General features: G+C 66.4%; 17 protein-coding genes and 1 pseudogene. 13 read left to right on the top strand and 5 right to left on the bottom strand.

From position 1 onward, the window contains the following. Positions 1-25: 25 nt before the first annotated feature. From AC1DS3_RS09370 to AC1DS3_RS09345, 6 genes are all read left to right on the top strand, one after another. Positions 26-496 carry a PhnD/SsuA/transferrin family substrate-binding protein gene (locus AC1DS3_RS09370; protein ID WP_441637283.1) on the top strand — a complete coding sequence of 157 codons (471 nt, stop codon included), beginning with the start codon at positions 26-28 and terminating at the stop codon, positions 494-496. Positions 497-498: 2 nt separating this feature from the next. Then, on the top strand, positions 499-1,518 hold the full coding sequence (locus AC1DS3_RS09365) for an aliphatic sulfonate ABC transporter substrate-binding protein (RefSeq protein ID WP_477127065.1): 1,020 nt from the start codon (positions 499-501) through the stop codon (positions 1,516-1,518). A gap of 2 nt (positions 1,519-1,520) precedes the next feature. Further along, on the top strand, positions 1,521-2,387 hold the full coding sequence (locus AC1DS3_RS09360) for an ABC transporter permease (RefSeq protein WP_441637279.1): 867 nt from the start codon (positions 1,521-1,523) through the stop codon (positions 2,385-2,387). Positions 2,388-2,398: 11 nt separating this feature from the next. After that, on the top strand, positions 2,399-3,211 hold the full coding sequence (locus AC1DS3_RS09355) for an ABC transporter ATP-binding protein (RefSeq protein WP_441637277.1): 813 nt from the start codon (positions 2,399-2,401) through the stop codon (positions 3,209-3,211). Between the two features lie 203 nt (positions 3,212-3,414). After that, positions 3,415-4,290: a transporter substrate-binding domain-containing protein gene (locus AC1DS3_RS09350; protein ID WP_441637275.1), complete on the top strand. Its 876-nt coding sequence runs from the start codon at positions 3,415-3,417 to the stop codon at positions 4,288-4,290. Beyond that, a complete protein-coding gene (locus tag AC1DS3_RS09345; RefSeq protein WP_477127064.1) occupies positions 4,287-5,057 on the top strand; it encodes an Ldh family oxidoreductase in 771 nt (256 codons plus the stop codon). The genes AC1DS3_RS09350 and AC1DS3_RS09345 overlap by 4 nt, the downstream gene beginning before the upstream one ends. 290 nt (positions 5,058-5,347) lie before the next feature. Here AC1DS3_RS09345 and AC1DS3_RS09340 read toward each other — a convergent pair whose 3' ends face one another. Together AC1DS3_RS09340 and AC1DS3_RS09335 are read right to left on the bottom strand one after the other, a co-directional pair. Beyond that, positions 5,348-6,295 carry a PDR/VanB family oxidoreductase gene (locus tag AC1DS3_RS09340; RefSeq protein WP_441637273.1) on the bottom strand — a complete coding sequence of 316 codons (948 nt, stop codon included), beginning with the start codon at positions 6,293-6,295 and terminating at the stop codon, positions 5,348-5,350. Between the two features lie 98 nt (positions 6,296-6,393). After that, positions 6,394-7,086 (bottom strand): annotated as a pseudogene (locus AC1DS3_RS09335) (zinc-binding dehydrogenase); the annotation flags it as partial. A 284-nt stretch (positions 7,087-7,370) separates the two neighbouring features. Here AC1DS3_RS09335 and AC1DS3_RS09330 point away from each other — a divergent pair. Continuing rightward, positions 7,371-7,820: a thiolase C-terminal domain-containing protein gene (locus AC1DS3_RS09330; protein WP_477127063.1), complete on the top strand. Its 450-nt coding sequence runs from the start codon at positions 7,371-7,373 to the stop codon at positions 7,818-7,820. Between the two features lie 329 nt (positions 7,821-8,149). Next, complete coding sequence (locus tag AC1DS3_RS09325; RefSeq protein WP_441637269.1) at positions 8,150-8,752, top strand: nitroreductase family protein; 603 nt, start codon at positions 8,150-8,152, stop codon at positions 8,750-8,752. Between the two features lie 80 nt (positions 8,753-8,832). On the opposite strand, the gene AC1DS3_RS09320 is transcribed toward AC1DS3_RS09325, so the two are convergent. Next, positions 8,833-10,233, bottom strand: coding sequence for an MFS transporter (locus tag AC1DS3_RS09320; RefSeq protein ID WP_441637267.1), 1,401 nt, complete (start codon positions 10,231-10,233; stop codon positions 8,833-8,835). 432 nt (positions 10,234-10,665) lie between these two features. Between AC1DS3_RS09320 and AC1DS3_RS09315 the strand changes: the two genes are divergently transcribed. Together AC1DS3_RS09315 and araD are read left to right on the top strand one after the other, a co-directional pair. Beyond that, the gene (locus AC1DS3_RS09315; protein ID WP_477127062.1) at positions 10,666-11,754 is read left to right on the top strand and encodes a mannonate dehydratase; all 1,089 of its coding nucleotides are present in this window, start codon (positions 10,666-10,668) and stop codon (positions 11,752-11,754) included. Between the two features lie 18 nt (positions 11,755-11,772). Further along, positions 11,773-13,515: an L-arabinonate dehydratase gene (gene araD, locus AC1DS3_RS09310; RefSeq protein WP_441637263.1), complete on the top strand. Its 1,743-nt coding sequence runs from the start codon at positions 11,773-11,775 to the stop codon at positions 13,513-13,515. A gap of 151 nt (positions 13,516-13,666) precedes the next feature. Here the strand turns inward: araD and AC1DS3_RS09305 are convergent, their stop codons facing one another. Then, positions 13,667-14,710: a LacI family DNA-binding transcriptional regulator gene (locus AC1DS3_RS09305; RefSeq protein ID WP_441637261.1), complete on the bottom strand. Its 1,044-nt coding sequence runs from the start codon at positions 14,708-14,710 to the stop codon at positions 13,667-13,669. A gap of 8 nt (positions 14,711-14,718) precedes the next feature. Beyond that, complete coding sequence (locus AC1DS3_RS09300; protein ID WP_441637259.1) at positions 14,719-15,765, bottom strand: LacI family DNA-binding transcriptional regulator; 1,047 nt, start codon at positions 15,763-15,765, stop codon at positions 14,719-14,721. A 250-nt stretch (positions 15,766-16,015) separates the two neighbouring features. Between AC1DS3_RS09300 and AC1DS3_RS09295 the strand changes: the two genes are divergently transcribed. The 3 genes from AC1DS3_RS09295 to AC1DS3_RS09285 are packed head-to-tail and all read left to right on the top strand — an operon-like array spanning position 16,016 to position 20,163. After that, positions 16,016-17,554: a UxaA family hydrolase gene (locus tag AC1DS3_RS09295; RefSeq protein WP_441637257.1), complete on the top strand. Its 1,539-nt coding sequence runs from the start codon at positions 16,016-16,018 to the stop codon at positions 17,552-17,554. A 23-nt stretch (positions 17,555-17,577) separates the two neighbouring features. Beyond that, positions 17,578-19,122, top strand: a complete 1,545-nt coding sequence (locus AC1DS3_RS09290) for a UxaA family hydrolase (protein ID WP_477127061.1) — start codon at positions 17,578-17,580, stop codon at positions 19,120-19,122. A 57-nt stretch (positions 19,123-19,179) separates the two neighbouring features. Next, positions 19,180-20,163 (top strand): Bug family tripartite tricarboxylate transporter substrate binding protein, encoded by a 984-nt coding sequence (locus tag AC1DS3_RS09285; protein WP_441637253.1) that lies wholly within the window; start codon positions 19,180-19,182, stop codon positions 20,161-20,163. Positions 20,164-20,203: the final 40 nt, after the last annotated feature.

Raw genomic sequence — 20,203 nt, 5'->3', positions numbered from 1 at the left:
GTGGCGTGCAATCTGCTCTGGCACGGTGCGCACCGGCTCGCATCTTGCATCGCTCGACGCGGTGGCCAACGGCACAGTGGACGTCGCCGCCATCGATTGCGTCACGCTGGCGTTCGCGCGCGATCACCTGCCCGAGCGTCTTGCCGCGCTGCGCCAGATTGGCCGCACCGAGGCCGCCCCCGGACTGCAGCTGGTGTCTTCGCGCCACACGGGGCCGGCGCTTTCTTCCGCCGAGTACGCCGGCTTCCACGCGCTGCAGCCGTCGCAGGACACGGGCTGCCTCGCGTCCTCGCGGGTGGGCGCCGGCATAGCAGACCGGCCCGGCACGGCCGGGGAGGGCAGCGGACGTCTATCCATCTGCGCATTGCTTCTTTGTTCTGGCGCGCGCGCGCTCCTAGAATATGCCGCTGGTACCACGCTGGCATGGCATGCCTGCCATCCTCAACCGCTGTCTCCATCACACCTCTGCCTATGCGTCCCATTGCCCGTCTGCTGAGCATGCTTGCCCGTGTTGCCTCGAGTTCCCTCATCTCCGTGCGCGTGGCATGCATGGCGCCGGCGCTGGCCATCGCCGTGTGCATTGGCTTGCCAGCCGCCGCGCACGCCCAGGAGTCGAAGGATGCGCTGCCGCGCGAGATCCGCCTGGACTACGCTTACTACTCTCCGCCCAGCCTGGTACTCAAGCGCTTCGKCTGGCTGGAAGAGTCGCTGAAGGCCGACAAGGTCAGCGTGCGCTGGGTGCTCAGCCAGGGCAGCAACCGCGCGCTCGAATTTCTCAACAGCAACAGTATCGACTTCGGTTCCACCGCAGGCCTGGCCGCGGTGCTGGGGCGCGCCAATGGCAACCCGATCAAGGGCGTCTACCTGTACAGCCGGCCGGAGTGGACCGCACTACTGGTGCCCAAGGATTCGCCGATCCGCACGGTGGCGGACCTCACGGGCAAGAAGGTTGCGGCCACCAAGGGTACCGATCCCTATCTGTTCCTGCTACGTAGCCTGCACGACGCCGGCCTGCGCAAGTCGGATGTAGAAATCGTCAGCCTGCAGCACGCTGATGGCCGGGCCGCGCTGGAGCAGGGCAGGGTGGATGCCTGGGCCGGACTGGATCCGTTGATGGCAGCCAGCGAGCTGGAGTCCGGCTCGCGGCTGCTGTACCGCAACGTGGCCTACAACACCTACGGGCTGCTCAACGTCAACGAGGCCTTCGCCGAAAAATACCCGCGAGCGGTAGAGCGCGTGCTGGCCGCCTACGAGAAGGCGCGTGCATGGATCGCCGCCAATCCCGCCGAGACCGCGAAGATCGTCTCCGAGGAAAGYAAGTTGCCGCTGGCGGTGATCAAGGTGCAGTTGCTGCGCAATGACTTCACGCAGCCCGTGCCGTCGCCGCAACTGGTGCAGGCTCTGACGTCGGCCGCGCCCATCCTGACACAGGAGTCGTTGGTCAAGCCCGGCACCGATGTGGGCAAGGTGGTGAAGGCGCTGATCGAGCCACGCTATGCACGCACGGTAGTGCGCTGACGATGGCGACGAACGCACCGGCCACGCGCGCAACGCTGGCTGCCACGCCCGCAGCCCAGGGCAACAGCAACAGCACTAAAGCCACCGCCGCACCCAATCCGCGTGGCGGCGGCCTGGGACGTCGCTGGCTGGGCCTGCTGGTGCCGGTGGCCGCGTTGTTGCTATGGCAGGGCGCGGTGCGGATCGGCTGGATCGCCGCCAACCTGTTGCCGCCGCCCACCGAGCTGGCGCTGACGCTGCGCGAGCTGTTGTTCGACCAGGCATTGCCTGCCCATGTGGGTATCAGTGCCGCACGGGTGCTGGCGGGTTTTGCGCTGGGCGCGCTCCTGGGTGTCGCCGCCGGCATGCTGGTGGCGCTCAGCCGTCTGCTGGAGGCGCTGTTCGACCCGACCTTGCAGGCGCTGCGCGCGATACCGTCGCTGGCGTGGGTGCCGCTGCTGCTGTTGTGGCTGGGCATCGACGAAGCACCGAAGATCACGCTGATCGCTATCGGCGCCTTCTTTCCCGTCTATCTGGGCACACAGGCAGGCATCCGCAACGTGGACCGCAAGCTGGTGGAGGTGGGCATCATGGCGGGACTGGGCAGGGCGGCTATGGCGCGGCGCATCCTGCTGCCGGCTATGCTGCCGCATTTGTTTACCGGACTGCGCACGGGCCTGAGCCTGGCGTGGATGTTCCTGGTGGCGGCCGAACTGATCGCCGCCACGCGCGGATTAGGCTATCTGCTCAGCGACGGCCGCGAAACCGGCCGGGCCGATATCGTCATCGTCGCCATCCTGATCCTGGCCGTGATCGGCAAGCTCAGCGACGGCTTGCTGCGCTGGCTGGAAGCGCGCAGCCTGGCTTGGCGCGACAGCGCGGTGTTGTGATGAGCGCTGACATGTCGGTCGTTGCCGGAGTCGGGGAGGAAGGGCCGCTTGTGTCCGTGCGCGTGGATGCGCTGTGCTTTGGCGAGCGGCGCGTGCTAGGTGCGATGCGGTTCGAGGTCGGGTGCGGTGAGGTGCTGGCGGTGCTGGGACCCAGCGGATGCGGAAAGAGCACGCTGCTGCGGCTCGTGGCGGGGCTGGAGCCTGGCTTTGCCGGCCGCGTGGCGGTGCATGGCGAGGCGCCCGCGGCTCACGCTGGCCGCAGCGGTTTCGTGTTTCAGGAGCCGCGGCTGCTACCGTGGCTGACCGTGGCAGAGAACGTCGGCTTTGCCGCCGGCCTAGATAAGGCCGCGGCGCTGCGCCACGGGCGCGTTGCCGCTTTGCTGGGCGAGGTCGGCCTTGCGCATGCCGCAGCCATGTATCCCAAGGCGCTGTCGGGCGGCATGGCGCAGCGCGTGGCCATCGCGCGCGGCTTGTTCACCGAGCCCCGCTTGTTGCTGTTAGACGAACCCTTCAGCGCGCTTGACCCTTTCACCCGCATGCGCTTGCAGGATTTGCTACTTCAGCTGACGGCGCGCCATGGCACTACCTTGCTGCTGGTGACGCACGACGTGGACGAAGCGCTCTACCTGAGTGATCGGGTACTGCTGATGGATGCGGATCCGGGGCGCATCGTGGCTGCCATCAAGGTGGATGTGCCACGAGTCGGGCCTGTGCCGGCTGTACCTGGCGGCCCCGCAAGCCTGCGGCAGCGCCAACATCCGCGCCTTGCCCGGCTGCGCGAGGATGTCCTGGCGCAAATGGACTGTCGACCCATCACGGATTGACACTCCACGCCGCGCTTGTCTGTTTCGGTGATTGCGGCCGAGCTTTCGCCTGCACGCCGGGTGCGCGCGGCTTGGACAAGCTGAGTGCTATCCGGGGCCCCGCCTGGAACCACGCATATCCATATCCGAAACCCTTTCTTGTGGTCGCGCGCAATCCAGCAAGATGCCCGCTCCCTTTCCACTTGCCTCGCCGTGCGGCCCGCATGAATTCCGTCTTCCGCTTCCCGTCTTTTCCCCGAATCGCCGCCGCCGGCGCCCTGATTTGCCTGGCGGCGGACACCGCCCATGCCGATGCCACGCTCGACAAGATCAAGCAGCGCGGCAGGATCAGTGTCGGCATCGACGGCGCAAGTCCGCCGTTTGGCTTCATGGACACTGCTAGCGGCAAGGTTGGCGGTTACCAGACCGACCTGGCGAGCGATATTGCGAGGCGCCTGGGGGTGAAACTAGAGACCGTATCCGTTACCGCCAACACGCGCGTGCAGTTTCTCAATACCGGCAAGGTGGACCTGTTGATCGCCAATATCCAGTGGACACAGGAGCGCAGCGAGATCCTCTCTTTCGCGCCGACGCCCTATGACCTCATCGGTGGCGCCGCCATGGTGGCCAGATCGAGCGGCATCCATCGCTGGGAAGATTTGCGCGGCAAGATCGCGTGCGTATCGCAAGGCAGCAATTTCGCCAGGCCGCTGCAGGAAAGCTACGGCGCCATCGTCAAGGGGCTGCGTGGTATTCCCGAATCGTTGCTGGCCCTGAAGGGCGGCTCCTGCGCTGCCTCCGTGCACATTCAGCCGGCGCTCTACCAGACGCTGCACGGCCAGGGTGCAGCCGAATGGAAGGACTACGAGCTTGCCACGCAGGACCAACTGATCCCGTCCCCCACTGTGGTCTGGATGCGGCGCGGCGAGGCTGATACGCAGGCGTTCGTCGACCAGGCCATTCGCGACTGGCACCGCTCGGGCCTGCTGCTGCGGACCGCGCGCAAGTATGGCGTGCCGGATGCCTATATCAAGGCCCGCAACCAGAAGGCGCAGCAGGGCGAGTTCGACCATGCGCCGTTCGAGCAGCCCGGGAAGTGATTTTGCAGAACTTTCCCGACCGGCTCTTCGGCGCCATCTACCAGGCGGAGACCATCCTGACCGCGTGGGGCATGCCCGGCGAGCCTGCGCGGATCACCGCGGCCCTCATGGTCGAGACCGACCTGCTCGGCGTGGAATCGCACGGCGTCTCGATGCTGGCGCAATACGAGACCATGCTGCGCAACGGCCGTCTAAAGCTGGACGCGCCGTCCCGTGTGCTGCGCGAGGGGTCGGCCACGGCGCTCCTCGACGGCGGCGCCGGGCTGGGGCATGCGGCTTCGACGCGGGCCATGCAACTCGCGGCGGACAAGGCGTGCGCCTTCGGCATCGCGCTCCCACCACTTCGGCGCCGCCGGCGTCTATGCGCGGATCGCCTCGCGCCAAGGGCTGATCGGTCTCGTGACCAGTTTGGCCCAGGGCATCCTGCTGGTTCCGACGCGCGCGGCCGAGCCGGTGCTKGGCACCAATCCCATCGCCTGACGCCGCTGGGTGGCAGCCCCGACGGCGGCAGCCACAAGGGCTACGGCCTGTCGCTGCTGGCGCAGGTGTTGGGCGGCACCCTCAACGGGGTGCCTTCGCGCCGCTGCACAAGCGTGATCACGGGCCGTCCGATCCGGCCAACGTTATCGCAATCGATCCATCCTTCTTCGGCCGCGATCGGTTTTGAGCCCGCCTACGGCAATGCGGTGTCGGCGTCGGCCCAGATCGAATGGGAGTTGCCGCAGATGCGGGCCATTCCGCAGCGGGCCGACATCCGCATCGATTGAGGTGAATGGCTACAAGGCAGTAGCCGTGCTGCCTTCGGCAGGAAGCTATTGCCAAGGCCGGCGGCCTGGAGTAGATGTGTCGTTTGCTGTCTTGTGTCAGCCATCCCAATTGCGGAGCACGCGCACTAACGCAACTAGTGGGCGCCATTCGCCGAAATAGTGGTACTCAACACCGAGCGCGCTCGACGCGCAGCTAAAGCGCTTCTCCACACGATGCCTCAAGCGCCGAGGCCTCAACCCTGGAACTAGAGTGCTTCGGAATCAAAGCCGCCGTCTCCAGGGCACCGCATCTACAGATCCAGCGTCAGGATCGGGGTTCTAGAGCGTGAACAGCATGGCAGGAACTGGTCGTTTGCTGTGCGTTCCTCATCGGTCAAGTATGCGTCGCGGTGATCGGGGTCTCCTTCCAGCACGCGAGTGAGACACGTGCCGCATATGCCTTGCTCGCACGAGGTCTGGATCTCGATGCCGCACGCACCAAGCGCCTCCACCACGGTTTGTTCAGCTCTAACGTTTATGACTCTTCCGGAGCTAGCCAGCCTGACCTGAAACGCGCTATTTCCTGCAATGGCTCCTTTCTGAGCGCTGAAGTATTCGCGATGGAGGTTGGATTCCGGCCAGCCGGCATTTCGCGCACGCGACAGCACGGCATCGACAAAGCCTGAGGGCCCGCAGACATAGGCATGCTTGTCCACATCGGGGTCCGCGAGAATCGCCTCCAGATCGATACGCTCCTCGGGCGGAGCCGTATCGAAGTAGACTCGGACGCGGTCCTTCATCCCAGGGCGCATCAACTGTTCACGGAAGGCAGTTCTTTCCGGCGCGCGCGTGCAATAGTGAAACTCGAACGATGCGTCGACATGAGCCAGTCGCTCTGCCATGCAGAGTATTGGCGTTACGCCGATACCGCCGGCTAGAAGAATCGAGTGCCTGGCTTCGTTGGCGAGCGGAAAGTGATTTCTGGGTTGGCTGATCTCAATTTCCGCCCCTTCGGCCTGTGCATGCATTGCGATCGATCCCCCGCGGGAATTCGGGTCGCGCAGCACGCCCAGGACGTAGCGGTGCGTATCGCGCGGATCGTTACTCAGGGAGTACTGCCGTACCAACCCATTGCCGACGTGGACGTCGATATGCGATCCCGCGGAGAACCCCGGTAAGGGTCTTCCGGTGGGATCCACAAGCTCGAAGGAGAAAATATCCGTAGCCGTTTCGACCTTCTTCAATATCTTCACTTTCATGATTGGCTGCCAATTCTCGTGACACGTTCTGCCTCGATCACGCGATCAAGGGTTCTCCGCGCCACGCGCCTGGGCGCGTGGCGCCTTGGGGGTTCTTGTTAGCTAGCGAGCAGCCCGTGCGGGTCGATGACAAACTTCTTCGGCACGCCGGAATCAAACTCCAGATAGCCTTGAGGCGCCTCGTCGAGCGTGATTACCTGCACGTTGACGATGTCAGCAATCTTGATCCGATCCCAGAGAATGGCCTGCATCAGGTTCCGGTTGTATTTCATGACCGGCGTTTGCCCTGTGAAGAAGCTGTGCGACTTGGCCCAACCAAGGCCAAATCGAACGGACAGGCTTCCGCGCTGCGCCGCTGCGTCAGTTGCGCCCGGATCTTCCGTCACGTACAGCCCGGGGATACCAATCTTGCCTGCGGCCCGCGTGACCTCCATCAGTGAATTGAGGACCGTTGCAGGCGCTTCTTGATGCGAGCCGCTGTGACCGTGACCCCGAGCTTCGAAGCCAACGCAGTCGATAGCGCAATCCACCTGAGGCTCCCCCAAGACGGCCGCAATCTGGTCGGCGAGCGAAGCGTCTTCGGAAAGGTCGACCGTGTGAAAGCCGACGTTGCGTGCGTGTGCCAGCCGAACCTTGTTGACGTCGCCGACGATCGTGACAGCCGCGCCGAGCAGGCGAGCCGATGCAGCCGCTGCCAAACCAACCGGACCAGCGCCGGCGACATAAACCGTCKAGCCGGGACGCACACCTGCGGTCACAGCACCGTGGTAGCCGGTTGGCAGGATGTCAGCGCGTACATGCATGCCTACAACTTGCATAACCGTGATTTCGCCGAGCTGGCCGTGCAGCAGCGGGCGAATGCCAGGCTCAACCGCAAGGCGCTGATGACCGAAGTGATCACGGTTGAGGACCACCAGAAGTCGCCGTGGGTCATTGAGCCGTTTCGCCTGCTCGACTGCAGCATATGGAACGACGGTGCAATGGCCGTCGTCGTCTCGTCGACGGAAGACGCTCGGCAACTGCGGTCGTCGCTGGTCACGATCCGAGCGATCGAGGGGGTACCCTTGGTGCGCCGGTGCGTTCGCGGATCGGCCCAAATCACTGGGACCTGCATGCAGGAACGCTGGCGCAGTCGCTTTACCGAAAGGCCGGCATTCGGGCGGAGGACATCGACGTCGCCGAGATCTACGATCCCTTCACGGGCATGGCGCTGTTGCACATCGAGCAGTTCGGCCTTGCGCCGCCGGGTCAGGCCGCGGCGCGGGTCCGAAGCGGCGAGCTGGCTCTTGACGGGGCCATCCCGACCAATACTCACGGTGGCCACTTGTCAGAGGGCAACATCGCGGGTCTTGGCCACGTTGTCGAGGCCGTGCAACAGCTGCGCGAGGGCGGCGTGCGCGACGACCTGTGCAGCACCGGCCACGACTATGACCGCTGCCGTTGTCGCCAKGTGCGAAATGCCGAGTTCGCGCTGGTCGGCAGCGAATCCGGCGACAGCGCGCTCATCCTAAGGAGGGGGGCATGACGTCTCCATTGCCACCGGGTGTTCGTCCGGACCCAGACAGCGCGGCCTTCTGGGCGGGCTGCCAGCGGCGCGAACTGCTGGGCTCTCGACCGGGCCTGGGTGCTCTGGCGGCGCAAGGCACGCAGGCTCGTGAATGCGTTCGCGCTCGAGGATGGCCGGTAAATCTACTTTTTGGCCTTGTGCTTTGCATCGTGGAGTCGAGCGCGAAGTGTGCTCGTTTGCATGAGATTTCACGCCTGAACGGGCATACGCACCGCCAGCGCACCGAGCTGCGACCGGTGCGGCAAACAGCTTCATTTCCATATCGGTCACATTAAAGGAGTCTCTCTATGCCAGAACCGACCCGCCAACCGGAATACGGGGTMAGCCCCATCTTCGTCGACCGCTGGTCGCCCCGTGCATTCACGGGTGAGAGCATCAGCGAGGAGGAATTGCTGGCCATCATCGAGGCAGGCCGCTGGGCGCCTTCGGCTTTCAATTTGCAGCCCTGGCGTTTCATCTACGCCAGGGCCGACACTCCGGCCTGGCAGCCGCTGTTTGCCACGCTCAACGTCTTCAACCAGAGCTGGGCGCAGCGCGCTTCGGCCTTGCTGATCATCGCGTCGGCCAACAGCGCGTTAGTGCCAGGTGCAGCGGCGCCCACGCCCAACGCAAGTCACGAGTTCGACACGGGATCTGCTTGGGGTTACGTCGCCTTGCAGGCCACGCTGCTAGGCTGGCATGCCCATGGCATCGCCGGCTTCGACAAGGATTTGGCACGCAGCAGCCTTGGCATTCCGGCTGATTACACAGTGCAGGCTGCGGTTGCCATTGGCCGCCGCAGCGAAGACAAGAGCTTTCTGTCGGCATCCCTGCAGTCACGCGAAGCACCTAGCTCACGGCTGGCCATGAAGGCCATCGCCGCAGAGGGAAGATTCGGTTTCGAAGGCTGACCGGCCAGTGCGTTGGGCGGGGGCTTCGTGCGCTGGCTCCAGCTTGCCGTGCCGGCGACCGCTTATCGCGCATGGCTCCCTCAGCCTTGGGCCGGCAATACTGCCCGTTCAATCTTGCCCACGATCAGCCAGTAGCTAAGGATGGCCAGCAGGCCATGCGCGCCGACGTACACCAGGGCGCCATTAAAGGAGTGCGTATCGGCCACGATGTAGCCGATCACGATCGGCGTGACGATGCCGGCGATGTTGCCCACCGCGTTGAACACGCCGCCGGTGCTGCCCACGATGGACGCGGGCGCGGTATCGGCCACCACGGTCCAGCCCAGCGAGCCGAAACCCTTGCCGAAGAACGCCACGCTCATCAGCGCGATCACGATCCAGTCGGTGTCCACGTAGTTGCAGGCAATCATGGTGGCGCTGAGCAGCAGGCCGATGGTGATAGGCAGCTTGCGCGCCATCGTCAGCGAGCCGGTGCGGCGCAGCAGCGCGTCCGACACGAAGCCGGTGGACACGCCGCCGACAAAGCCGAAGATGGCTGGCACCGCGGCCACAAAGCCCGCTTGCAGGATGGAGAAGCCGCGCCCGTTCACCAGGTAGCTCGGAAACCACGAGACAAAGAACCAGGTGATCGCGCTGATGCAGTACTGCGCGATAAAGATGCCCACCAGCATGCGGCTGCGGAACAGCTGGCCGAGTTGCGCCAGCGTTGGACCCTTGCTGCCCTTGGCGCTCCTGCCGCCGAGATGCACCAGCGCGCCGCCTTGCTCGATATATTCGATCTCGGCCTGTGTCACGCGCGGATGCGCGGCGGGAGCGTGGTAAAGGCGGTACCACGCCCATGCCAGCAGCAGCCCCAGCGCGCCCATGACCGAGAAGATATGCTGCCAGCCGAAGCGATGATCGAGCCAGCCCATCAGCGGCGTGAACACCACTAGCGACAGATACTGCGCGCTATTGAAGATCGCGCCGGCCACGCCGCGCTCGGTGGAGGGAAACCACGCCGCGATCACCCGTCCTGATGATGGCCCTACCGGTGACTCCATCGCGCCCAGCAGGAAGCGCAGCACCAGCAGCGCGACAAAGGCAAAGGCAAACCAGTGCACCGTGCTCATCAGCAAGGTGGTGAGCGACCACAGCACCAGCCCGAGGCCGATGGCCTGCTTGGCGCCGATCTTGTCCACCAGCCAGCCGGCCGGCACTTGGCTCAGCACATAGGCCCAGGCGAAGGAAGAGAACAGCCAGCCCATCTGCACGGCATCGAGCCCGAGATCCTTGCCCATATGCGGGCCCGCCACCGACAACGTGGCGCGGTCGCCGGTGCTCAGCGCCAGCACGATGGTGATCAGGGCCAGCATCAGGTAGCGGTAGCGCCCGGTGGCGACAGCGGCTGCGGTCGGCTGTGCGGTGGATGTGGCGGCGGATGCGGCCGCGGACGCGGACCCCGCCGCGTTCGGGGTGGCGGATGTCATGACGACTGACATGGCGGTCTCCAGTCTTGTTTGATGGCACGAAGGCGCCGGGCCTTGTATGGCGGCGCGTCCCCGAGGCAGGGTGCTGCCGGGGCGTATGGACAGCATGCTAGAGAAGGACCGGGAAACAAGATAGCGGCGCCCGGTGACCAGGGTGGGCCACGTCCCAGCCCTTGGGAAATGCCGTGGAAATGTGTGGCTTCGGCCTGCCCGGTGGGCCGATTGGCAGTCATCCGCACGGGTGGATTACTGCTGCGCCGCTTTTCCCACACTCTGGGACAAGGCACGGGTTCGCCGTGCGCCAGCCGCGTTCCGCGCTTGCGGCGCATCCGCGCTTACCCAAGAATGGACACGTGTTCATCGCGGGTGGACATGCCCGGCTCCAGCGTGGAGCGACGTGGCGGCCAGGACGCCCGCGCCCCATTCGCATCCAGGAGACGCAGCATGTACATCAGCGAACAGCTACTCAACCCCGACGAGCGCCGCCTGCGCCTGTCCACCCAGCTCGGGGTCCAGAGCGTGGTGCTGGACAACCGCGGCACCGCGCTGGTGTCGGCCCCCGGCGGCGTCAGCGCCTGGGATGCCGGCAAGCTCACTGCCTATCGCAAATGGGTGGAGGGCTTCGGCCTGAAGCTCGACGTGTTCGCGCTCGATGTGGGCTCCATCCTGCTGGATTCGCTGGTCGACCTGGATAGTGCGCGCAAGCAGCGCGATGTGCTGGCGCAGAACATCCAGAAGGCGGCAGACGCAGGCATTACCTGCCTCAAGTACAACGTGCAGATGGTTGGCATCACCCGCACCGGCCTCAAGCCGGGACGCGGCGGCGCGCAGAACTCCGGCTTTGTCTATGCCGAGTACTCGGCCGACGACGACCGCAAGCACTCCTACTGGGGCGTGGGATACCCCACCAACCAGGACGAAGGCGACGCGGAGACCGCCATGCTGTGCGGCCAGAAAATGGCGCGCGACGTGCCCCCGGTGACTGAGAGGGCCGGCTGGGACGCCATCGAATTCCTGGTCGAAGGGTTGGTGCCCGCCGCCGACCGCGCCGGTGTGCGCCTGGCCTGCCATCCGCACGATCCCGCCTATCCGGTGGGTGGCCTCAACGGCATCGAGCACGTGATTGGCTCCGCCGGCGGCATCCGCAAGTTCCTCGCACTCAGCCCGAGCGMCAACCACGGCCTGAACTTCTGCCAGGGCACCGTCGCAGAGATGTTCAAGGAGCCGGGCCGCGCGATGATCCCCGTGATCGAGGAGTTCGCCACCACTGGCCGCATCTTCATGGTCCACTTCCGCAATATCCGCGGCGGCTATCTCGACTTCCAGGAAGTCTTCCCGGATGAAGGCGACGTCGACATGTTCCAGGCCATCAAGGCTTACCAGCGCGGCGGCTACAAGGGCCCGCTGTGCCCGGACCATGTGCCCGTGTCGGACCTTGACGAAAACCGCGAGCGCTTCATGTCCTTCGCGCTGGGCTATACGCGCGGGCTGTTGCAGGCGGCCGGCGTGTGGTCCACGCCGGTGCGCGGCTAAGCATCGCGGCGGCCCAACATGACAGAGGCACAGCAGCCCATCCGCAGGACGCCCGAGATGCTGCGCTCGCACCGCTGGTTCGGCAACGCGTCGATGCGCACGTTCAACCACCGCTCGCGCATGGCGCAGATCGGCTTTGGCGCCGAGGAGTATCGCGGCAAGCCGGTCATCGCCATCCTCAACACCTGGAGCGAGATCAACCCCTGCCATACCCACTTCAAGGCGCGCGCGGAGGAGGTCAAACGCGGGGTCTGGCAGGCCGGCGGGTTTCCGTTGGAAATGCCAGCCATGTCGCTGGCCGAGCCGTTCCAGAAGCCCAGCGCGCTGCTGTACCGCAACCTGCTGGCGATGGAAGCCGAGGAACTGCTGCGCTCCTATCCGGTGGATGGCGTGGTGCTGATGGGCGGCTGCGACAAGACCACGCCCGGCCTGATCATGGGCGCCACCTCGATGAACCTGCCGGCCATTTTCATGCCGGCCGGGCCGATGCTGCGCGGCAATGCCGGCGGCAAGACGCTCGGTTCGGGCTCCGACATGTTCAAGAACTGGGCCGAGTTGCGCGCTGGCACCATCACGGACGATGAATGGGAAGAGGTGCTGGGCGGCATCGCCCGCTCGCCCGGGCACTGCATGACCATGGGCACCGCCTCCACCATGACCAGCGCGGCCGAAGCCATGGGCCTGACCTTGCCGGGCGCGGCCTCGATTCCCGCGCCGGACTCGCGCCATGCGCAGATGGCGGTGCAGACCGGGCGCCGCATCGTCGAGATGGTGTGGGAGGACCTCACGCCGTCCACGGTGCTGAGCGCCGAGGCCTTCGACAATGCCGTGGTGTGCGTGCTGGCGCTGGGCGGCTCCACCAATGCGCTGGTGCATCTGGTGGCGATGGCGCGGCGCGCCGGCGTGGCGCTGGATTTGCAGCGCTTCGACGCGCTCGCCGCCAGCACGCCGCTGATCGCCAACCTGCGGCCTGCGGGCAAGTACTTGATGGAAGATTTCTTCTATGCGGGTGGCTTGCGTGGATTGCTGGAACGCTTGCGCCCGCTGCTGCGGGTGGACGCGCTTACCGTCAACGGCCGCACGTTAGGCGCCAACATCGCCGGCGCTCCGGTCCATGACGACGACGTGATCCTGCCGGTTGAGCGCGCGCTGGTGAGCGGCGGCAGCCTGGCCGTGCTGCGCGGCAATCTCGCGCCCAACGGCGCCGTCATCAGGCCAGCCGCCGCCGAGCCGCACCTRCACCGCCATACCGGCCGCGCGGTAGTGTTCGAGAGCTACGAAGCGCTGAACGCCGGCATCGACGCGCCCGACCTCGATATCGACGCCAACAGCGTGCTGGTGCTGCGCAACGCCGGGCCGTTGGGCGGGCCGGGCATGCCGGAGTGGGGCCAGTTGCCGATCCCCAGGAAACTGCTGCAACAAGGCGTGCGCGACATGGTGCGCATCAGCGATGCGCGCATGAGCGGCACCAGCTTCGGCGCGTGCGTGCTGCATGTGGCGCCGGAATCGTTTGTTGGCGGGCCATTGGCGCTCATGCGTACGGGCGACCTGATCGAGCTGGACATTCCGGCGCGCAAGCTGGCGTTGCTGGTGGACGATGCGGAGCTGGAACGCCGCCGCGCCGCATGGGTGCCGCCGCCGCCGCGTTACCAGCGAGGCTACGGCGCGATCTTTGCGCAGCAGGTGACGCAGGCGGATGAAGGGTGTGACTTCACGTTGCTGCGGGGGACGGAGCCGACGCCGGAGCCGGATATATATTGAGCGATGCCGGCTGCGGTGCGGTCAATTGCCAGCATGGTCGGCGTGCGCTCTCCGATATGCAGCATCGCGAAGTCCTGGGTATTGGTGTAGGCGCCGATCACGATTTCCCGGCTCTCGGCGCGCGCTGCCACGTTGATCCAGATCGATGCGCTTATGCACTCTCGCGCGGCACGATGCGAAAGCCCAGGTCCATTACCCGCTGTGCGCGCCGGCCGGGCCGCGCTGCGCCTTGCAGCCGGCGCAGCAAGACCTCGCCGGCGTGGCGGCCGAGCTCGCGCGGCCGCACCTGCACGGTGGTCAGCGTGGGATAGCTGGCCGCCGCTATCGCCAGGTCGGAGAAGCCCACCACGGCGATACGGCCCGGCACTTGCCAGCCGTGCTGCCGGCATGCCAGCAGCGCGCCCACGCCCAGGATGTCGTTGCTGCAGAAGACGGCCTGGATGCGCGGGGCGCGTTCCAGCAGCCGCGTCAATGCTTGCGCGCCGGCGTCGATGGTGGAGGGGGGTGGCAGCAGGTCCACCTCGGCAGGCGCCATGCCAAGCTCGGCGAGGCGCGCTTGCAAGCCGTCGAGCCGCTTGCGTGCGCGCAACTCATCCGCGCCGATAAAGCCGATGCGCTTGTGCCCGCGCTCGCACAGGTATTGCGCCACCGCGGCACCCACCCCCGCGTTGGAGAAGCCTACCGCCATGTCGATCGGATCGTCGGTCAGGTCCCAGGTTTCCACCACCGGCAGGCCGAGCCGGCGCAGCTTGTCGCGCACGCTTTTTTCGTGGCTCACGCCGGTGAGCACGATGGCGTCCACGCGCCGGCCGAGAAAGGCGTCGACCAGGCCTGCCTCTTCGCGCGGGTGATAGCTCGACTGCGCCAGCATCAACTGGTAGCCCTGCGGCGCCAGCGCGGCGGCCAGGCCATCCATGGTGTCGGCGAACCACGCGTTGGACAGCGTGGGCACGATGGCACCGACGATCTTCGAGCGGGCGGAGGCCAGGCTGCCGGCGGTCAGGTCCGGCACATAGCCGAGTTGCCGGATGGTGGCTTGCACCAGTTCGCGCGTGGCCGGCGCCACCGTGTCGGGGTGGTTGATCACGCGCGATACCGTCACGCTCGCCACGCCAGCGGCGCGGGCCACGTCCGACATGCGCACGGCGCCGGGTCGCGTTTGCGGTTGCAGGGCGGAGGGTTTGCTGTGCTTCATGGCGGGGTTCAACTGCTTTCGCGCGCGACCACGCTGAAGCCGAGATCGACGATGCGGGATTCGCGCCCCAGCGCGCTACCCGGTGCGCCAAGGCGCGCCAGCAACATCTGCCCGGCACGCCTGCCCATCTCATGCGACGGCACCTTGACGCTGCTCAGCGCCGGCACGCTGGCCGCCGCGATGGCCAGGTCGGAGAACCCCACCACCGCCATGCGCGCCGGCACGGCCCAGCCCTGTTCGCGGCAGGCCAGCAGCGCGCCCACGCCGAGGGTGTCGTTGCTGCAGTACACGGCTTGCAGCTGCGGGTTTTGCCGCACCAGTTCGACGAGGCCGCGGGCGCCGTCAAGCATGGTGGAGGGTGGCTCGACCGTGCGCACCACCACATCGGGCAGGCCTTGCGCGGCGATCGTCTCCCTGTAGCCTGCCAGCCGCTTGAGCGCCCGATCTTCCTCGGCGCCGATAAAGGCGAGATGGCGGTGCCCGCGCGCCAGCAGGTGCCCGGCTACGGCGGCGCCCGCTGCCCGGTTGGAGAAGCCCGCCACCATGTCGATGGGGTCGTCGGTGAGATCCCACGTTTCCACCACCGGCATTGCGCAGCGGCGCAGCTTGGCGCGCACCGTGCCAGTGTGGCTCACGCCCGTCAGCACCATTGCGTCCACTTGCCGGCCGATAAAGGCGTCGATCAGGTTCTCCTCCTGCGTTTGCCGGTAGCGTGTCTGGCCCAGCAGCAACTGGTAGCCGCCGTCCTCCAGCACTTCGCCCAGCCCGTCCATGGTCTCGGCAAACCACGCGTTGGACAGCGTCGGCACAATGGCGCCGACGATGCGCGAGCGCCGCGAGGCCAGGCTGCCGGCGTTCAGGTTGGGCACGTATCCCAGCTTGGCGATGGCGTCCCGCACTGCGGCCAGTGTGGCGGGAGAGACCTGGTGTGGATGGCTGATGGCGCGCGAGACCGTCACGCGCGATACGCCGGCCATGCGGGCCACGTCGACCATGCGGCCGCCGCCCGGGGCAGGGTCATCTTGCCGTGAGGACGCGGGCTTGCTGGTTGCCATTGCCTTGGTATCGGTGTTGGGTGGGGCGGCGCCGTCCGCTACGCGTTTTCCCTGATTTGATCGGTGCGAATCACTTCAGTGCGCATTCACCTGCGGCTTTGTCCCAGATCATGGGAAACCGCTGTCCCGGTGGCGCCGGGCAGGCTTGTATTGTCGGCCACCATCCCGAAAAATGGAAGCGCATCCATAAGAGCGCGCCGCCGCCCGCCATCGTTCGGCAAAACGCTGCGCCAAGCCTCATCGAGACACCATGAACCAGTCCCAATCCAAGCTCACCGTCCGGCTGGCCGAGCCCGACAACGTCGTGCTGGCGCGTACGCAGATCGCCGCAGGCACGGCCCTGCCGGAAGCCGGCGCCAACGCATTGCAGGACATCCCCGCAGGCCACAAGCTCGCCGCGCGTGCCATCCGCAAAGGCGAGCTGGTGATCAAGGGCGGCATCGCCATCGGGCGCGCCGCCGAAGACGTGCCCGCCGGCGCCTGGGTGCATGCGCACAATCTGGCGGTGGATGCTGCTGCCAGCGGTGCGCAAGGCGAGGTCGTCCGCGCGACCCCATCGCTGCAAGCCGTGCCCGCCGCGCAGGGCGCCACCTTCCAGGGCTTCGTGCGTGCCGACGGGCGCGTTGCCACGCGCAACTACATCGGTGTGTTCGTGGTGGGCAATTGTGGCGCCACCGCCGCGCGCAGAGTGGCCGACTGGTTCACCGTGCCGCGCCTGGCCGCGTATCCCAACGTCGACGGCGTGGTGCCCTTCGTGCACGAAATCGGCTGCGGCATGGAGATGACCGGCGAGCCGATGGACCTGCTGCGCCGCACCTTGTCGGGCACCATCCGTCATCCCAACATCGCCGGCGCGCTGGTGATCGCGCTGGGCTGCGAGCGCAACAATATCTACGGCTTCCTGGAGCAGGAGCAACTTGCCGTTGGCCCCGCCCTGAAGACATTGGTGATGCAGGAGATCGGCGGCACCGCCAACACCATCGAGGCGGGCATCGCCATCGTCCAGCAGATGCTGCCGGCGGCCAACGCGCATGTGCGCCAGCCGGTTTCGGCGGAGCACTTGGTGGTGGGCCTGCAATCCGCCGGGCCGGACGGCTTTTGTGCCGTTTCGGCCAACCCCGCGCTGGGCGCGGCGGTGGACCTGCTGGTAGCGCAGGGCGGCACCGCGATCCTGTCGGAAACCGTGGATCTGGTGAGCCTGGGGCAGCGCTTCACGTCCCGTGCCGCCACGCCCGAGGTGGCTGGCCAGCTCGCGCAGCGCATCGCCTGGTGGCGCCAGTACCACGCGGGGCGCGATACCCAGCTCAACCGCCGCGTGCGGGCCGACGGCGGCGCCAGCGGCTTGAGCAACGCGCTGGAGAAGGCCGCCAGCGGCGTGCGCCGCGCCGGCAGCTCGCCGGTGACGGCGGTCTACGAGTACGCGCGTCCTGTCACGGCGCGCGGCCTGGTGTTCATGGATGCGCCCAGCTATGAAGCCGTTTCCGCTACCGGCCAGATCGCCGGCGGCGCCAACCTGATCTGCCTGACCACCGGCACCGGCTCCGGCTTTGGCGCGCTGCCTGCGCCCACCATCAAGCTGGCCTCCAACACGCGCACCTTCACACGCATGGAGGATGACCTCGATATCGATTGCGGCCCGGTGGCGGACGGCGAGGCCACGGTGGCGCAGATGGGGCAACGCATCTTCGCGCAGATGCTGCGCCATGCCTCCGGCGAGAAGACCTGCAGCGAAGCGCTGGGGGTGGGCGAGAACGAGTTCGTGCCCTGGCCCATCGGCGTGCTCGCCTGAACGAACTCGCAAAGGACAACAAGATGAATCCCACCATGCAGGACAACGCGCGCAATCCCTTTATCCGCCTTGACCCCAAGGACAATGTGGTGGTGGCGCGCATGGAAGTGCCGGCAGGCACCACCGTACCCAGCGAAAGCCTCGTCACGCTGCAGCTCGTGCCGTCCGGCCACAAGGTGGCCGCGCGCTTTATCGCCAAGGGTGAGCCGGTGCTCAAGTACAACACGGTGATCGGCTTCGCGGCCGAGGACCTGCCGCCCGGCACCTGGATGCACAGCCATAACATCGCCTTCGGCGACCTGGTAAAGGACTATCGCCACGGCCAGGACTACCAGCCCACGGAATACGTGCCGCCGGCGCAGCGCGCGCAGTTCATGGGCATCGTGCGCGCGGACGGCCGCGTGGCCACGCGCAATTACATCGGCGTGTTCCTGGTGTGCCATAGCGGCGCCACGGTGGCGCGCAAGATCGCCAACTGGTTCGACGGCCAGCGCATGGTGGATTTTCCCAATGTCGATGGCGTGGTGCCTTATGYGCACGAGCAGGGCAGCGGCATGGAAATGAGCGGCGAGCCGATGGACCTGCTGCGCCGCACGCTCGGCGGCTATATCCGCCATCCCAACACCGCGGGCGCGCTGGTGATTGCGCTGGGGCACGAGCACAACGCGTTGCCCGCCTTCCTGGCCGACCAGGGCTTGCAGCCCGGCCCGATGCTGAAGACGTTGGTGATCGAAGACGCCGGCGGCACGCGCCGCGCCATCGAGGCCGGTATCGCGCTGGTGCAGCAGATGCTCGCCACGGCCAACGCCGTCATGCGCGAGCCGGCTTCGGCGGAGCACATCACCGTCGGCCTGCAATGCGGCGGCTCCGATGGCTTCTCCGGCCTCTCGGCCAATCCCGCGCTGGGTGCGGCGATGGAGATCCTGGTGCGCCACGGCGGCACCGCGATCCTCTCGGAAACCTCGGAGATCTTCGGCGTGGAGCAGACCCTGACTGCGCGCGCGGTCACGCCCGAGGTAGGCCAGAAGCTGGTGGACCGCATCAACTGGTGGCTCGAGTACAACAAGGGCCGCGACACGCAGATCAACGGCCGCGTTAGCCCCGGCAACAACGCGGGCGGCCTGGCCAACGTGCTGGAGAAAAGCCTCGGGGGCGCCAAGAAGGGCGGCAACGCGCCGCTGATGGAGGTCTACAAATACGCCGAGCCGGTGACGCAGCACGGCCTGGTGTTCATGGACACGCCGGGCTACGACCCGGTCTCCGCTACCGGCCAGATCGCCGGCGGCGCCAACCTGATCTGCTTCACCACCGGGCGCGGCTCCTGCTTCGGCTCGGTGCCCGCGCCCACCATCAAGCTGGCCAGCAACACGCCGATGTACCAGCGCATGGTCAAGGACATGGATATCAACTGCGGCGTGGTGATCGACGGYGATGCCACCATCGAACAGATGGGCCAGCGGATCTTCGCGCAGATCCTGCGCCACGCCTCCGGCGAGAAGACCTGCAGCGAAGCGCTCGGGGTCGGGCTGAACGAGTTCGTGCCCTGGCCGATCGGGGTGGTGGATTGATCCCCTGCAGTTCTTGCTTTTTGCGCATCTCATTAAAAGAAATCCAGGAGACACAGCATGACCAGCATCAGCAAAAGAACGTTTCTAGCCGGTTGCGCACTGGCGCTCGCAGGCATCATGGCCACCGCGAACGCGCAGGGCGACACCTGGCCGACCAAGCCCGTGCGCATGATCGTGCCGTTCCCTGCCGGCGGCACCAGCGATATCATGGGCCGGCTGATCGCCGAGCAACTCGGCAAAGCGCTCAAGCAGCCTTTTATCGTGGAGAACAAGGGCGGCGCGGGCGGCACCATCGGTGCCGAGCAGGCTGCCAAGGCACCCGCGGATGGCTACACGCTGCTGCTCTCCGGCATTGGCAGCAACGCCATCGCGCACGGCATGTCGCCCAAGCCCAACTATGACTCCAGCCGCGACTTCATCCAGATCTCGCAGCTGATTGCCGGTCCCAACGTGCTGGTGGTCAACCCCGCCTTTCCGGCCAAGACCTTCAAGGAATTCGTCGACTACGTCAAGGCCAACCCGGGCAAGGTCAACTACGGCGTKACCAACGCGTCGTCCGGCCACCTGGCGATGGAGCTGCTCAAGCAGACGGCGGGCCTGAACATGGTCGGCATTCCTTACCGCGGCGGTGGCCCGGCCCTGACCGATGTGCTGGCCAACCAGATCCCCACCATGTTCGTGAACCAGGACGCGGTGCTGCCCTATGTGAAAGCCGGCAAGCTGCGCGCGCTGGCGGTCACCAGCGCGCAGCGCAACGCGCTGTTCCCGGATGTGCCGACCGTGGCGGAGTCCGGCTATCCCGGTTTTTCGGCGGTGTCGTGGGTTGGCCTGTCCGCGCCCAAGGGCACGCCAAAGGCCATCGTCGACAAGCTGGAGGCGGAGATGATGAAGGCGTTCCGCCAGCCGGAAGTCCGAGCCAAGCTGGAGGCCAACGGCTTCGTGGTGGTGGCATCCAGTTCGCAGGACTACACGCGCTTCGTGCGGTCCGAGACCGAGCGCTGGGGCAAGGTGATCAAGGAGGCCGGCATCAAGCCGGAATGATGGCGCACGCGCCTGGCCGCAAGACAGACTTCGAGACAGA

Source organism: Cupriavidus sp. 01L46, from assembly GCF_056399905.1.
This window is presented reverse-complemented; position numbering and strand designations above follow the sequence as displayed.